Raw genomic sequence first — 15879 nt, forward strand, 5'->3', positions numbered from 1 at the left:
TATTATTTCAACGAAATGTTTAACCCTAAAACAACTGTACGCGTAATGGGATAGTTATTATTAAAGCCTGCTGCAAACGCACTCTGATCGTTAGCCTGGCTGGTAACACCGCGGGTATAATAAGTTTGCTGAGGGTCCCAACCAATCCACTTGGTCCAGGTATGCAGGTTGCGCCCGCTGGCATAAATGCTTAGTGTTGATATGCCCAGCTTGTTAACCATACTTTGAGGTACTGTGTAGCTTAAGGTTATATCTTTTAAACGTGTAAAGCTAGCGTTACGCGGATACCCATAGCCTCGCGTATTGGTGTAAGACAACGACTGGAATTCCTGACTGCCGTTTGTAGGCGTCCAATATCCAATTTCGGCTGGTGTGTTACGGCGTCCGGCTTCATCGGCATAATTAAAATCTGTATTGTTTCGCAGCATACCTTGTGCTGTTTGGATAAATACGGTCAAACTTAAATTCTGGTATCTGAAGGTATTGGATATACCGCCTGTCCATTTTGGGGCAGTCTGCCCTAAAATAACGCGATCATCAGCAGTTATACGGCCGTCGCCGTTGGTGTCAGCAAATTTCAGATCGCCGGGCTTTGCGCTGGGGTCCTGCCTCGAAGCATCTTCTCCCGTTTGCCACACACCGGTCATCCGGTAATCATAAATTGACCCTACAGGCGAGCCTATAAATAAGTTATTGGCAACATCATTTTGGCCATCACCAAACAAGTCAACAATTTTGTTCTTATTAGCGGCAAATACGATGTTACTTTCCCAGCTAAAGGTTTTAGATTGTATGTTGCGGGTATTTACCGTAAGCTCAACACCCTTGTTACGTGTTTTACCCAGATTGTCTAACACGTTAGCATAGCCGGTTACTGCCGGAAGCACCCTTCGCAGCAGCAATCCATCGGTAATGTTATGATAAAAATCAAGGGTACCACTTATACGACTGTTAAGCACGGCAAAGTCTATACCGATATTGCCTGATTTGGTGGTCTCCCACTGCAGGTTAACATTACCCAGGTTACCAGCCTGCAAACCAACAAGGCTTACACCGTTAAAAGGAAATCTTACGCTATTGTCGGTAGTGATAGTTCCGTAAACGCCAATTGCTTCATTGCCCGATTTGCCGTAAGAACCCCTCAGTTTAAGCGTGTTGATCCACTTTACACTTTTTATAAAGTTCTCATTGCTGATGTTCCAGGCTAATGCAGCTGACGGAAAAGTACCAAACTTACTGGTGTTGGCACCAAAAACAGATGAGCCGTCGCGGCGGAAAGTTAAAGTAGCCACGTAGCGCTGGTCATAAGAATATACCGCACGGGCCATATAATAATTTAACGCATAACGAGTAGAATTTGAGCCAGCTGTTTGAGTTGCTCCGGCACCTATGTTGTTATAAGAAAGCGCATCGTTAACAAAGCCGGTGGCGCCTGAAGTTTGGCTAAAATACCGCGTTCTTTGAGCGCCGTATAAACCTGTAAAATCAATACGGTGCTTGTTAAAGTCACGTACATAATAAAGCAGGTTGTCAATTGTATAACCCGTTGTCTCATTAGCCGTTGCTGTTGCCGATCCTATTGTTGAATTAGCCAAGCGGCCACTGTAGCTATTATAGCGGGTAGGCAAATAATTATAGCCAACATTAAGGCGGTATCTTAATCCCTTAATTAGCTTATCAAATTTAACGTCTGCGTAACCGTTGCCAACCGCGTTAACGCTGCGGTTAACCACATCAGTTGTTAAACCCAGGAAAGCGTTTGTGTAGAGTTGCTCTGGGGCCTGCGGATAAATGGCATAGGTACCATCCGCATTATAAATGTTGCCGTATGGACTAAGTGCTGTTGCAAACAGAAGATTTACCCGGCCACCATCATAGTTATTGTTGGTAAAAAAAGCAGATGCACCTACCGTCAAAAAGTCGGTAACATTAATATCCAGATTTGAACGGAAACTAACGCGTTGATATTGATAGCCCTGAAGAATACCTTTCTGTTTCAGGTAGTCGCCAGACACAAAGTATTTAACATCCGGACTTCCGCCCTGAACGCTGAGGTTATGATCCTGCATCACGCCCTGCTGACTAATTTCGTCTAACCAGTTCACTGTCCTTCCGGCTGCGTAATTGGCACGTTCGCCATTGTTGTAAACCGGCTCAGTGAATTGTTGTGGTAAATTGTTCTGCTTAAGGTAATCGAGGTACTTCTGTGTAAATGAAGCTGGGTCGCGAGGTTGGAGCACATGAGCGTAATTCTCCAGCCCTGCATAGCCGTTGTACCGAATAACCGGCTTGCCGATTGAGCCGCGTTTGGTTGTAATTAAAATAACTCCGTTTGCACCGTTGGTACCGTATACAGCTGCTGCCGAGGCATCTTTCAGTATTTCCATCGAAGCTATATCATTAGGATTGATATCGTTCAGTGAGCCGCCTGTTTTGCTCAGCGGTATTCCATCTACTACTACGAATGGCGCATTTGATGCAGTAATGGAGTTCTGACCGCGAACTGTTGCAGCAGGCTGAGACCCGGGGATAGAAGATACCGTAGTGATATTTACGCCAGCTACGGCGCCCTCAAGCGCCTGCAGTACATTGGTAACCGGCAACTGCGACAATCGATTTTTGGGTACCGAAGCTACCGAACCCGTTACATCTGATCTTCTTTGTGTACCGTAACCCACAACAACTACATCTGATAGCTGCTTACCACCATCAGCAAGGGTAACATCCACCTTTGTGTTGGCAGAGCTTACCTGCACCGTCTTTGTAATCATGCCCGTAAAGGATATAACCAGTGTGACCGGTGCGTTGAGTTCAAGTCTGAAATTACCGTTGGGATCAGCAACCGCCCCTTGTTGTGTTCCATTTACTTTAATTGATGCACCGGGCAGGGGCACGCTTTTGCTATCGAGTACGCGCCCGGTCACTACATAGGATGCTTGTGCAAAGGCGTGCTGCAAAAGGCTGTGCATTAGAAGGCTTACCAGCACAGTAAGCCGAACATAATAAGTTAGTGTTCTTCTCATACATACTTAATTTTAACAATTAGTTAAGCCTTACCCGGAACCTGCAATACAGGACAAAGTAAGGTGACATGGGTTGTTGGTTTTTAAATTGGGCTTGCAACTCCGGTTAAGAGAATACAATGCTAATTAATGGGATTTATTTATGAAGATAGGGGGACAAAACAATAAATAAACGGGGGCAATTAATTAAAATGTGGGTTAAATAATCACTGTACATCTTACGCCGTTCATCTGACAGGAAAATTCGTAAAATTAAAAGTTTATTTTAAACCCCATTTAAACGCATTGTTTTTTTCGGGTTTGGTAGACTAGCAAGGAGAATGGTAAATTTAAGGGGAAGCCGCTGGGGTTATTTACAAGGTTGCACTTTTTTCAACAATAACGTTTCGCGCACGCATATACGTTGTTCCGGTAGGGCCCGGAGAGCCTGATGAGCCCTCCATCTGATAATCAATTATGATGTTAAATCGTTTACCTACAAAGTTGGCGCCGGTTTGAGTACTTTTTAACGAGCCGTCTATCCAATATTCTATAGATACGTCGGTCGCGTTAGTTTTGGTTACGTATACTGAGTAAGTATGCCAGTTGCCAGGGTTAGCAACGGTTGTACCCACACTTGACCACCCCCCACTTAAATTTTTGTAAGTATTTGTCCAGCAGGTTGCACTTCCCTTAAATTCCATAAAATCGCTTTCAGGCGGCCAGGAGTCTGCCCCTGTAATCCAAAACGCTGGCCAGGTTCCGCGCTGGGATTCGCACTGAAACTCGCCTTTAAAGTGCCATTTGGGCCATGATGTATCGATCACGGGGATTGTTTTCGCATAGACGGTACCTGAATAGTAATGGATAGGCAAGTAAGGGTCTTTATTGCTGTTGCCCACGCTGCCGCTTGGCGCACTGGTTAGCGTTAACACACCGCCCGATACGCTGATATTTTCCGCACGCATTCTGGCTGTACCATTATGGTCAGATCCCCAAGGGTAAAGGTTATTCCAGTACGTAGAGAATGAGCTGAAAGAATTAGCCGGGATGACGTTTACCCACGATACGGCATTATCTTTTTTGACTGTTAGATTGTCAGCGCTCGCGCTGGTTTCTTCAATGCCGGCATTACCTTTTTTACACGAGGTAAAAGCAGTAACCGACAAAAGTAAAAGCAAAATAATTTTTAAAGGTCTCATAAAGAAGGTTTTAATTGGTTAATAGAAACGGCTTCCCCTAATACTATTAATTAAAAAATAATTAATTATTGGGCAAATTAGGACCATTTACTATTACCTAGTGAGGGGTAAACCAATCTTTTTTGGTGGGTATTTCATAATGTTAGATAACCTACTGTTTAACTTCAAATCACACCATCAAAATTTATCAAACCTTTTTAAAACTCATTAGAAATATGAACCAGGCAAACTTAAACTCTCCGATTGCAGGAGTTATTTAACCAAACTTAATGTATAGGAATAGCTGTACTTCTTTCCCAGCAAACGGTACTGTTGATGAGGCAATGCTCCCCAACTGTCATCTCCCCCAACTCCGCGCTGGGCCAGGTCAATTTGCAGAAACACATTGTTACTGTAACGCAGATCTGTTGGATGTTGCTGCTTTTTGGACAGGCCGGGGTCAAGGGCTTCGGTCGCAATGTTCATCGCGCTAAAACATAAGGGCTGGGCACCTTCCACCTTTAAGCCTTTTCCTTCGGCATCAAGCAATGTTAGCCACCTTACATCGGTTTTATAGCCACTTTCTTGCGGCCTTATATAACCGCGGTAAAATTGATTTTCTACCAGGTCGTTATAACGGCCAATAAATGCTGCCGTATTACGGTCGCTATAATTTTCCCAAGGCCCCCGTCCGTAATAAGACAAATGGTTATAACCGCCACGAACCGGCATCCGCATACCAAAGCGAGGCAATTCGGGCAGGTTGCGGCCTGTCATATCTATTGCAGCAGTTATTTTAACCGAACCATCGTTGTTAACGTGATAGTTAACCGTATACGGTACGTCAATGCCGTCTAATAAATAATTTACGGCAATGTTTAACCCAGTGGTATTTTGCTCACCAACAACCACACTCTTTACTGTGCGGGCTGCATGAGCATTGCGCCAAATGCCTAATTTTTCGGGCATTCCATTTCCAAAATCGTTATCGGTTGGTGCACGCCAAAAATAAGGTTCCGGGAATTGCCTTAGTGCTTGCCCGCCACTGCTTGCAAACGTGTTCATGCGGCCGGCAGTTATATCAAACTCCCCGCTAATGTCGCCGGCTGTAAAGCTCAGCGTCTTTTCGTTCCGCTTTATAACCAATTGTCCTTTTTTTTCAGGCTGGCTTGCAAAATAATCACCGCCTAGCTTAAACTGTTCTTCGGCAATTACATGGCCCTGCGGTATCATCTCTGATGGCTTTTTAGCTAATGCACGGATGATAACAAAATATTCATCGCTCAAATTTTTGCCGATGCCGTTAAGCGGTAGTTTAACTTCCTTTTGTTGATGAGGTGGTAACTTTAACGTAAAAGGCGCCTGTTTAATCAACTCACCATTTTTGTATAACAACCACATGAAATTATACTGATCGAGGTCGGTAAAATCAAACATATTCCGCACGGTGAACCTGCCACTACCGGGGGATGTAGAGCTGAAATGAATATTCTGGTATACTTTCTTTACTTCATATAATCCCGGGTCGGGTGTACGGTCGGAGCTTAGCAACCCATCGGCCACACCGTTCTCATCGTTTTGCAGATGAAAAGCACCCAAATCGCCGCCATAAGCCCAAAACACATCCTGGTTGGCATTTACAGTGCGTATGCCCTGATCTACCCAGTCCCAAATGAAACCGCCCTGCATGTGCTTACTGCTGGCGATGATATCCCAGTATTCCTGAAAGTTTCCGTTACTGTTACCCATGGCATGCGCATACTCACACATAATATATGGTCTTTGCTTGTCTGCAGCAGCATATTTTTTCATGTTAGTGATGCTGGGATACATTGGGCAAACAATATCGGTATTCTCGCTCTCGCCAGCCTGCTCAAACTGAACCGGGCGGCTAGGGTCGCGTTCTTTAATCCAATTATATGTTTGATGGAACACCGGGCCATTACCGCACTCGTTTCCTAAAGACCAAATGATCACAGACGGATGGTTTTTATCCCGTTCTACCAAACGTATGGTGCGGTCAATGTGTGCAGGTGCCCACTCGGGGAGATAAGCCGGGTGTTTAGACCGATCAAACCATCCCTGCAACTCCGCTCCCATGCCATGGGTTTCAATATTGGCTTCATCTACCAGATATAGGCCGTACTGGTCGCACAGTTTATACCACAGCGGATCGTTGGGGTAATGACTGGTACGGACGGCATTGATATTAAACTGTTTCATCAGCCTTATATCTTTAAGCATCGTTTCGCGTACAGGCACGTGGCCCTGCACATCGTCATGTTCATGGCGGTTCACTCCCTTCACCAATATGGGAACGCCATTTACCATCAGTTGAGCACCTTTGATCTCCACCCGCCTGAACCCGATTTTATTGGAGGTAACAAAAGTTTCGCCTCCCAATTTCCAGGTCATTACGCAATCATACAGGTAGGGAGATTCCGCACTCCATCTTGAAGGTTGCTTTACCAGCCCTTTGAAACGCACTTGCTGCAAAGTATCATTACTGGCATTTAAAGACTGACTTTCGGAAAATATACGTTTACCTAAACGATCAAATATTTCGATGGTAAGAGAAGATGAGGCGGTAACTTGTTTCACAAAAGATCTTAAAGCTACCTCTGCAGAGAAAGTGCCGTTCTTATAAGCATCATCGAGGCCTGCATGTAAAAAGTAATCCCATACGGTTTTACCGGGCACGGCGTAAAGGAAAGCGTCGCGTTCTATCCCGCTCAGTCGCCAAAAATCCTGATCTTCCAGATAACTGCCATCGTGCCAGCGAAAAACTTGTACAGCCAGCAGGTTTTCGCCTGGTTTCAGGTATTTTGTAATGTTGAATTCTGCCGGGGATTTAGCCACTTTAGACATGCCCACTTTCTGTCCATTAACGAAAACAAATGCACATCCGCTAATTGAACCAAAATGGAGCAGCACTTCCTTACCTTGCCAATTTGCAGGCACGCTGAATCTTTTCCGATAGGTTCCCACCGGGTTGTTATCTCCAATTAAAGGCGGCTGCCGCAAATGCGGATAAGTGATATTGGTGTAAATAGGAATACCAAAACCTTTTAGCTCCCAGTTGGAGGGCACCGCAATAGTACCCCATTTAGAGTCGTCAAGGTCGGTTCGATAAAAATCCTTTTGCCGCTGTGCATATTTATTTACATAGCTAAACTTCCAATCACCGTTCAATGACCGGAAATATGGCGACAACTTATAGTCATCAGTTTTAGCATTAGCGGCGTTATCATAAAGCATGAAGGCTGCATGTGCCTTTTCTTTATTCCAATCCAACAAGCTGGGGTTCTCCCAGTCGTTTCGGGCATCTTGTGCGCTAACCACTGAGGTAATGAAAGTAAAGATAAGTAGCAGTTTTTTCATGGAAGTTTAGATTGGCGGTTACAATAATGTGTAACTGTAGGATATATTTTTACAATAAAGCCCAGTTATCTTTTTATATGCAGGCTTTTTCAGAATCTGTTTATTTGTAAGTGACCTTTACTGTTTAATAGCATTGGGTTCTTTTTGGTAAACACGCACGTAATCAATCTCGAAGGTACGCGGAAATGGTGTGCCTTTAGGATCGCCACCGTTATCACCACCAAGTGCAAGATTAAGCAGAATGTAATGTGGCTGCTTAAATGGGTTAACCGGGTTTTTACTGGCGTTTTCGAGCTCGCTTAGCTTTACAGAATTTAGCAGTTGATCATCCACGTAAAGACTAATAGCTTGTTCATCCCAATCCATCTTCCAGGTATGAAACTTTTGAGCCCAATCTTTATCCTTAAACTCTTCAAGCGCTTTGGTATTACTGAACCACCGGGCTTTGTACCTGGCCAAAGTTCCGCAGGCAATGTTGGCTAAGACTTTGCCCCTGTAATACTCCATAATATCAATTTCTCCGCAGGAGGGCCATTCGCCATTAACGCCTAACGTCCAAAATGCCGGCCAAAGCCCAGGGTCTACATCGAAACGGGCACGCATTTCAAAACGTCCATACTGCCACTGGTGCTTGCCTGATGTATTGATACTTGCTGAGGTATACCCAATTTTTGGACGGGCTTTTTTCCAATCTGAAGAAGTTGGGTCGTATATTGGATTTTTAGAAGTGTCTTTCTTGGCTTCAATAATCAATTTCCCTCCCTTGCAGCGTGCATTTTCAGTACTATACCATTGTAATTCATGATTGCGAACAAAACCTTTCTCATACGTCCAATTGTCAGGGTTCGGCGCTCCGTCTTTATTGAACTCGTCGCTCCATACAAGCTTGTAGTCAGATTGCTGGGTCAGGCTCACGGGCGTTTGCATTGACAGCGAGGGCAAAAAGAGCAACAAGGTGATTAATACTTTCATAAGCTATTATCTTTCAGCCATGCTATTGGCACTCAACTTTTACTTTTTTACCATAACATTTAACACAGGCTTACTGGTGGTAACTACCTTTTGTTCGTTGTAGGTCAGTAAATCCAGAACGATGATGCTATTGCTGCCTTTTTTAAGCCATTCTTTGGGCACATAAATCGTTTGCTGAGGGCCAATGTTCCAGTACTTACCCAAATTATGTCCATTTACCCAAACAACCCCTTTTCCCCACTTACTCATATCCAGATAGGTATCTGCAAGCGTACTTACATTAAAATTTCCTTTTTTCATAACGGGAGAATTTCCGGATTGAGTTGCTTTTATAAATCGGAAAGCGTTGCTATTGGCCATCGGGAATCTGTACATTTTCCAGCCTTTAACTTCCTCACCACCAAGCAAAACCTTTTCGGTGATACCCTTTTTATTCTCTAACAGATATTTGCCAAAATTAATGCGGCCCATATTCTCTACCAGTATATCGAGTTTAACATTACCTGTAGGGAGCTCCAGGTTAATGCTGTCGCGTTTGGTCCTGCGGTCCAGGGTTCCAACCGTTTTTCCGTTCAACATAACTATGGCAAAGTCTCTTAATTGCTTTACTTTTAATAAAGCACTTCGTCCTCCCTCAACCGTTGTACTGTATAGCATATAGCCATAATCCTGCTTAAGGTCCTCAAAAGTTAATGGTGTTGGGTTTTCTACAGCTTTAGGCAGATTATTTAACAAAACGGCGGCTTGGCTCAAAGTAACCGGACTAATTTGCATAGCTGGTTTCGCTGCGGGCACCTGTGGCAACGCCTGCCCTTTTGGTAAACTGCGTTGAATAACCTCCCTAAATTTCAGATATTTAGCAGTAGGATTACCAGCTTCATCCAGAGGGGCATCATAATCGTAACTGCTGGTTTGCGGTTCATAAGGGCTGGTATCTTTATAGTTGGCGCCATTCATAAAGCCGCGCGTTGTACCACCATGAAACATGTACATATTGATAGACATACCAGCGGTTAGCACCGAATCTAACCTACCGGCATAGGCTTGGGCAGGCACAGTATGGTGAGGTGCTCCCCACCAGTCAAACCAAGCCGGATACCATTCGGCAATGTAGTACGGCCCTTTTCCGTTGTGCAATTTATTTACCAGCGCTTTTACTTTGGCGGGGTTGTCCAAGCCGTTAATCGCGGGTAGAAGTCCTTCCAGGTGGCCGTTTGCAGCATCAGCAGCAGGGTCGCAGGTGTAAAGCAAGCCATCAAAACCGGCTTCTTTAAACATTTTCTGATTAATAGCCAGGTATTCTTTATCACTGCCGTATGAACCATACTCATTTTCAATCTGTACCATCAAAATATTGCCACCGTGATTTATCTGCATGGGGGCCAGCCTTTTACCTACTTCATCGATGTATGCCTTATACTCTTTCAGATACTGGGCCTCCTTACTCCTAACAACCAGCCCCTTCTCGTTTTGCAGCCAGTACGGATAGCCGCCGAATTCCCATTCCGCGCATACATACGGGCTTGGCCGTAGAACAACCCACAGCCCCTCTTGCTGGGCAATTCGTACAAATTCAACAATATCATTGTTGCCTGTAAAATCAAAAACGCCTTTTTGGGGTTCATGTAAATTCCAGAACACATAGGTGCCGATGGTATTTAGCCCCATGGCTTTGGCCATCTTCATGCGGTCTCGCCAGGCTTCGCGCGGTACACGCGGATAGTGCATTTCTCCGCTTATCATCTGGAAAGGCTTCCCGTCGAGCAGAAAGTCCTGCTCGCCTAATGAAAATGAATGTTTTGTTTGTGCTTTGACCGGAGCATGGCACAATATAATGGCACCAATGGCTAATGTAAGCCACTTTACTTTTATCATAATAGTAATTGTTATTGTTGAACCTATTTGCCTGTTTTTTGCGCGATGTCTTGATAATATTGTTGAAGAATATAAAACGCTTGTTTTTTATTTCCCTTGTCGTCATACAAGCCCTTGCGGTTCCAACCTTCCTGGTAAAGCGGGTTGTTACGCTTGGGTGAACGAAAATCTGCCAGTACCCAGGGTGAAATGCCTACATAATTATCGGGCATGCGCTTGAGCATAGCTATCTGCTCGCGGTAATACCAAGCCTGGTATTCTTCACTGAAGCGAGTAAGCGAATCGGCATGGAAGCCGGTTTTACCTTCGGCACCTGTTTCACTAACAAATAAGGGTTTGTTGTAAACAGTGCCCCAGTTAGTGGTTCGGCACTTATCGGGCAGGCCGCCGTACCAGCCAAGGTATTCGTTAAACGCTACCAGATCAACAAATTCGCCCAGAGGATCGTCTATCAGATTGAGATTTTTACCCGAATTATAGTTCACTTCTAGAGCTGCAGATATCATGCGGGTGTTATCGAGCTCACGCGCAGCCGTAATCAGGCTTTTCATAAAATTAGTTCGGGTTTGACTGATAGGTGTTTCGTTACCTACCGACCAAATAATGACGCTGGCGCGGTTGTGATCGCGGGTAATCATCTCGTTAAGTTGCACCTTGGACTTGGCTAACACCTCGGCACTGCCAAAGTTAATAGTCCAGTACACCGGTATTTCCGACCATACCACTATGCCCAGCGAATCGGCCAAACGCGTCGTTGTTTCGTCGTGCGGATAGTGTGCTAATCTTACCATATTGCAGCCCAGTTCACGAGCCTGACCCAGCAGTTGCCGGGCATCCGCCTCGCTGTAAGCGCGTCTTACATCCTGTGGTATCTCGCCATGTATACTAATGCCGCGCATAAACAGCGGTTTGCCATTAAGTAATACCTGTTTACCATAGGCTTCAATTGTTCTGAAACCGATTTTATCTTCTACCCTATCAGTTGCAGTACTTACTAATACTTTGTACAGTTTGGGTTGTACCGGCGACCATAACTGCACTTTAGGTAAATTGATGCTTAGCTTAGTGACCTGAGCGGTAGCCGGTACCTGCTTTTTGTATTTCAGTTCCGGAATTTCAATACTAATCATTTCATTAGCTGCAGGCTGCTGGCTAAGTTTCACCCAGCCTTCTGCCAATGGTGATTTGGCCGGTGCTTTGCCTGGCTGCGGCCTTTTAAGCTGGATGACGTAATCCTGTATAAAGTTTTGCGGCACCTCAATTAGCTTTACATCGCGGGTTATGCCGCCGTAGTTCCACCAATCGGTGTTCAGCGTGGGTACCTCATTGGCATCGCGCTTGTTATCTACCTTTACCACCAGAAAGTTGCCGGTTTCTTTAAGCAGCGTTGCGGGCACTTCAAAGTTAAAGGGAGTAAAGCCACCTTTGTGCATGCCGAGCTTTTTGCCATTCAGGTAAACATCGGCCCGGTAATTTACAGCACCAAAATACAAGTAGTATTTATTGCCGGCAGTCGTTTTAGGGTAACTAAAGTTCTTCTTATACCATACAGTGCCTTCGTAATACACAAACTCCGGTTTTTGATGGTTCCAGTCACCTGGTACCTGTAAGGTGTACTTGTCGGTATAACCATGCTCTTTTTTTTCACTGCGGTCGGTGGGTACATCGGTATTCCAATACGCATCCGGGTGGTCTTCGCGCAGTTCTTTGTAGCGGTAATCGTAAAAACCAGTTTCATAAGGGTCAACAATATACTGCCAGGTGCCGTTCAGGCTAACGGCCTTGCGGCTCCCTATATTAGTAATTAAATTATTTTGTGCAGTGGCAAGCAATCCCGTCGCCAACAGTACTCCTGTCAGAATTATCTTGATCATCTTACTTATCAAATACCGTTAGATCCCATTTTTCCAGCCAATCAATTTCCATCTCGTCTCCGTTAAACTTTATTGGCAGCCAGAGATAACGCCCATCAATTGCATCTTTCGGCGTCCATTTATCGGCCATAAAAATGAAAGCGTCTTTTTTGCCCTGTACCGGCAGTACGTGCGTACTTTGCCCGCCAAATGTAATTTCCGCTTTCAACCCTTTACATGGATTACCATGATATGTCCATGGCCCCCAAATGGATGGCGCAGAAAACCAACGCCCCGGATTTGGATCCCAACCTGTTGTGCCCGAGCCAATCATATAGTAAGTACCCTTACGCTTAAATACAGCCGGCGCTTCGGTTGAGCGCCCAGGGTAAACTCTTGCAAACTTGCCGGTGTGAGCGGTATAGTCGTCTGTCAGTTCTGCCATATCAAGCGTGGCGTTCTCTTCTGCAGAGAACACATGGTAGGCCTTCCCGTCATCATCCACAAACACAGTCATATCTCTGGCCATTTGTCCTCCGGGCAGGTCTCTGCAAAAGAAACCCTCGCTCCGGTTCTTAATGTTGGCGCAATCTACTTTCTCAGCGTCTGGCGTTCCGGCCGGAGAAATTGGCATAAAACCGGCATTTGGGCGATAGCTCTTGATAAAGGTATACGGGCCATTAATACGGTCACTTGTGGCCACTCCCGCTCGTGCTGCTTTGTATCCCTGCCCACGCAACTCCAAATGGAACCACATCACGTACTTCTTCGTTTTCTTATTGTAAACTACTTTAGGCCGTTCTAAAATGCAGCCTTTGGCAATGTCGCTTGTGGTATCTTCAGACACCTTTAAAGCAATACCTTCATCCTTCCAATTGTATAGGTCTTTTGATGAGTAACAATGCACACCAACCATGGCCCTATTCCCAGCACCTCCGGCAATTTTGTGCTCGCCAAACCAGTAATACTTCCCTTTTTGATACATTATGCCGCCACCGTGAGCATTAATATGCACGCCTTTATCATCGGGCCAGATTTCGCCAGGTGTAAAGTTATTGCGTTGCCCGTGAGCGTATAAAGCAGGGAGTATGAATAATAAGATCAGGTATTTTATTTGATTAAAGGTTTTCATAAGGCATGTTTATTTTCTAAGTTCCAGGGCGTGGTCGGCAGGCACATCCTGTCCACTCCAGATTTTTACAGCCGTCCATGGCTGCGGCGCCGACGACCAGAAATCATCGGTTTCGGGTAAGCCCAAAGGCAGGAACAGTGTGCAACAAAGGTAGCCGCTCCCAGTGGTTATATATCCTTCGGCCAGGCCGGGCTGTTTACCATACAAACCAATATTTAGCCAGCCGGAACTGGTGAAGGTTTGCGGCGCATCTATGGTCTTTTTCATAACGGCTGTCAAAGCTTCTCTTACCTGCGCCGGTGAAATAGACGATGGCAATTGTTTTTTAAGCGCTACGTTGGCCAGGTGATGAAATACTCCTCCGCGGTAAACGATTGAACGGCCATACGTAGGGTAACTACCGTCTGTATTAACCGAGCGTTCCAAAATTTGCGCATACCGCTGCCCTATTTGCATTACCTGATCCCTTTCACGCAGGTAGCGTTTTTGTTTATCTGCCATTACATCCAAAATATCGCTGAGATAAGGCTGAATAACGATACTATTATAATAATCGAGGTGAAAGCTCATTCCATCTGCATACATCCCATCGCCTGTGTACCAATGCTGTGTAAATTCTCTGATTGCAAATTCTACTCTTACAGGGTCGTAGTCTAAACCGTATTTATCAAAAAACGTCTCAATAGCTCCTGTAAACAATATCCAGTTGCTATAAACCGGAACAGTGTTGCGGGTAAGCAGAAAAGCTGCCACCACCTGGGCTTTTGCCGTTTTATCCAGGTGCTCCCATATCCAGGGTGCCCTGATGAGTGCTAAAGCAAGAAACGAGGCATCTACCAGCGGTTGCCCACCATTCCACTCCATGTAATCGGCAGATTGCGGATTTACAGCATTTGCAATACCTGCCACTACCCATTGCCTGTACTGGTTACGCAGCTTTATTTCCTTCTCACTCCCGCCTTCAAGCTGTAGCCACGGCGCAATACCCGAAAGTGTGCGACCAAATGCTTCCAAATAAGCAACCCGTGACCTTGAAGCCTTATTGTCGACATGCTCAGAAAACTCCACCGGCATATTAGCTTTTAGCTTACCCTGCGCCAGGCTGTATATCACCGGCCTGGCAATGCGGTCCATATAAGCCAACCACGTTTCCCTGGTGTTTTGCTTCGCTTTGCGCTGACCGGATGCTATGAGAGGCATCAAGACCAGCAACAGTAATATTTTATTTTTCTGAAACATAGCCTGCAAATTACTACAACGCTTTATACCGTTCTAGTGCCTCCATAAAGTAGTAGTCGGCATAGGTAAGGGGTACATCCACTTCTGTACCCTGGGGTATGTGCCCAACGCTGTGCTGCAGAATAAAGCCGCCGTTACTGCCCCGGGCTGCCTTGTATGGCGCTGCCGACAGGCTTTTGAGCATCGTTTGCGCACTGCCGAAGTAGCGCTGTGCCATGGCTTTATCCGTATAAGTGCACAGCTCCAGCAGGGCTGATGCCATCACCGCTCCTGCCGAGGCATCCCTTAAGGCCTTGGGAATGTCAGGCGCATTGAAATCCCAGTACGGTATCTTGTCTTTTGGCAAGTTAGGGTGGCCCAGGATAAACTGCGCAATGTGATTGGCCTGCACCAGGTACTTCTTATCGCGGGTATGGCGGTACATTACCGTATAACCATACAAGCCCCAGGCCTGCCCCCGGGCCCAGGCCGACTCATTGGCATAGCCCTGGGCGGTACGCTTTTGTTGTACGGCGCCTGTCTGGGGGTTATAGTCGATAACATGGTATGAGCTGTAATCGGCTCTGAAGTGGTTCTTCATTGTGGTATTGGCATGGGTTAACGCTATCTTGTAAAAGCTCGAATCACCGGTTACCCGGGTGGCCCAGAACAGCAGTTCCAAATTCATCATATTATCAATGATCACCAAAAACTCCGGCTTTTTGGAATCCCATGATTTAATGCAGCCCACCTTGGGGTCAAAACGGGTGCACAGGGATTTGGCGCTGTTCAGCAGTATTTGCTTATAGCGGGGCTTGGGGTCAACCTTTAAGGCGTTGCCAAAGCTGCAGTACATCATAAAGCCCAGATCATGGGTCGATTTGTTATACTGTTCTTTTTCCAGTGGCAAAAGGACACGGTTGGCCTCGGCCAGCAGTGCCTTATCATGGGTTTGCTTGTACAGGTAAAAGAGCGTGCCGGGGTAAAAGCCGCTGCACCACCAGCCCGAGCCGCTGGTCTCCAAACTGTCGGTTTTGGCATAGTAGGTTTTGGGGAAGCGGTCTGCCTTCAACCGCGCAGCCAGCAGCTTGTACTGGGACCCGCCAGCCTTAAACTGCTGGCTTAAGGAACCCAGCAGCGCCTTATCTTTCTTGAAGCCCGTGGCCTTTTGTGCGTACGTTGATGATAGGGTCAAAATACCTATCAGGCAAACAATTGCAATACTTGTTAATCGCATTATGTAATTTTATTTAACGCCCACTCTT

At 45.7% G+C, this 15879-nt stretch carries 9 protein-coding genes; all 9 read right to left on the reverse strand.

The window, feature by feature from the left end:
* Positions 1 to 2: 2 nt before the first annotated feature.
* The 9 genes from ABDD95_RS14060 to ABDD95_RS14100 all read right to left on the reverse strand — a co-directional run bounded on the left by ABDD95_RS14060 (position 3) and on the right by ABDD95_RS14100 (position 15851).
* Positions 3 to 3023: a TonB-dependent receptor gene (locus ABDD95_RS14060; RefSeq protein ID WP_345947969.1), complete on the reverse strand. Its 3021-nt coding sequence runs from the start codon at positions 3021 to 3023 to the stop codon at positions 3 to 5.
* Positions 3024 to 3376: 353 nt separating this feature from the next.
* Positions 3377 to 4204 carry a glycoside hydrolase gene (locus ABDD95_RS14065; protein ID WP_345947970.1) on the reverse strand — a complete coding sequence of 276 codons (828 nt, stop codon included), beginning with the start codon at positions 4202 to 4204 and terminating at the stop codon, positions 3377 to 3379.
* 252 nt (positions 4205 to 4456) lie between these two features.
* Positions 4457 to 7564 carry a glycoside hydrolase family 2 TIM barrel-domain containing protein gene (locus ABDD95_RS14070; protein ID WP_345947971.1) on the reverse strand — a complete coding sequence of 1036 codons (3108 nt, stop codon included), beginning with the start codon at positions 7562 to 7564 and terminating at the stop codon, positions 4457 to 4459.
* A gap of 117 nt (positions 7565 to 7681) precedes the next feature.
* Complete coding sequence (locus ABDD95_RS14075) at positions 7682 to 8536, reverse strand: glycoside hydrolase family 16 protein (protein WP_345947972.1); 855 nt, start codon at positions 8534 to 8536, stop codon at positions 7682 to 7684.
* A 39-nt stretch (positions 8537 to 8575) separates the two neighbouring features.
* Positions 8576 to 10411: a beta-galactosidase family protein gene (locus ABDD95_RS14080; RefSeq protein WP_345947973.1), complete on the reverse strand. Its 1836-nt coding sequence runs from the start codon at positions 10409 to 10411 to the stop codon at positions 8576 to 8578.
* Positions 10412 to 10434: 23 nt separating this feature from the next.
* Complete coding sequence (locus ABDD95_RS14085; RefSeq protein ID WP_345947974.1) at positions 10435 to 12285, reverse strand: glycoside hydrolase family 2 TIM barrel-domain containing protein; 1851 nt, start codon at positions 12283 to 12285, stop codon at positions 10435 to 10437.
* A gap of 1 nt (position 12286) precedes the next feature.
* Positions 12287 to 13396, reverse strand: a complete 1110-nt coding sequence (locus ABDD95_RS14090; protein ID WP_345947975.1) for a glycoside hydrolase family 43 protein — start codon at positions 13394 to 13396, stop codon at positions 12287 to 12289.
* 9 nt (positions 13397 to 13405) lie between these two features.
* The gene (locus tag ABDD95_RS14095; RefSeq protein ID WP_345947976.1) at positions 13406 to 14635 is read right to left on the reverse strand and encodes a DUF2264 domain-containing protein; all 1230 of its coding nucleotides are present in this window, start codon (positions 14633 to 14635) and stop codon (positions 13406 to 13408) included.
* Between the two features lie 13 nt (positions 14636 to 14648).
* Positions 14649 to 15851: a glucuronyl hydrolase gene (locus ABDD95_RS14100; protein ID WP_345947977.1), complete on the reverse strand. Its 1203-nt coding sequence runs from the start codon at positions 15849 to 15851 to the stop codon at positions 14649 to 14651.
* Between the last annotated feature and the right edge of the window lie 28 nt (positions 15852 to 15879).

The sequence above is a fragment of the Mucilaginibacter sp. PAMB04274 genome, assembly GCF_039634385.2.
Lineage (GTDB): Bacteria > Bacteroidota > Bacteroidia > Sphingobacteriales > Sphingobacteriaceae > Mucilaginibacter.

Coding starts and splice junctions, on each gene's coding strand:
- ABDD95_RS14060 (WP_345947969.1), bottom strand. CDS start 3,023: ATGAGAAGAACACTAACTTATTATGTTCGGCTTACTGTGCTGGTAAGC.
- ABDD95_RS14065 (WP_345947970.1), bottom strand. CDS start 4,204: ATGAGACCTTTAAAAATTATTTTGCTTTTACTTTTGTCGGTTACTGCT.
- ABDD95_RS14070 (WP_345947971.1), bottom strand. CDS start 7,564: ATGAAAAAACTGCTACTTATCTTTACTTTCATTACCTCAGTGGTTAGC.
- ABDD95_RS14075 (WP_345947972.1), bottom strand. CDS start 8,536: ATGAAAGTATTAATCACCTTGTTGCTCTTTTTGCCCTCGCTGTCAATG.
- ABDD95_RS14080 (WP_345947973.1), bottom strand. CDS start 10,411: ATGATAAAAGTAAAGTGGCTTACATTAGCCATTGGTGCCATTATATTG.
- ABDD95_RS14085 (WP_345947974.1), bottom strand. CDS start 12,285: ATGATCAAGATAATTCTGACAGGAGTACTGTTGGCGACGGGATTGCTT.
- ABDD95_RS14090 (WP_345947975.1), bottom strand. CDS start 13,396: ATGAAAACCTTTAATCAAATAAAATACCTGATCTTATTATTCATACTC.
- ABDD95_RS14095 (WP_345947976.1), bottom strand. CDS start 14,635: ATGTTTCAGAAAAATAAAATATTACTGTTGCTGGTCTTGATGCCTCTC.
- ABDD95_RS14100 (WP_345947977.1), bottom strand. CDS start 15,851: ATGCGATTAACAAGTATTGCAATTGTTTGCCTGATAGGTATTTTGACC.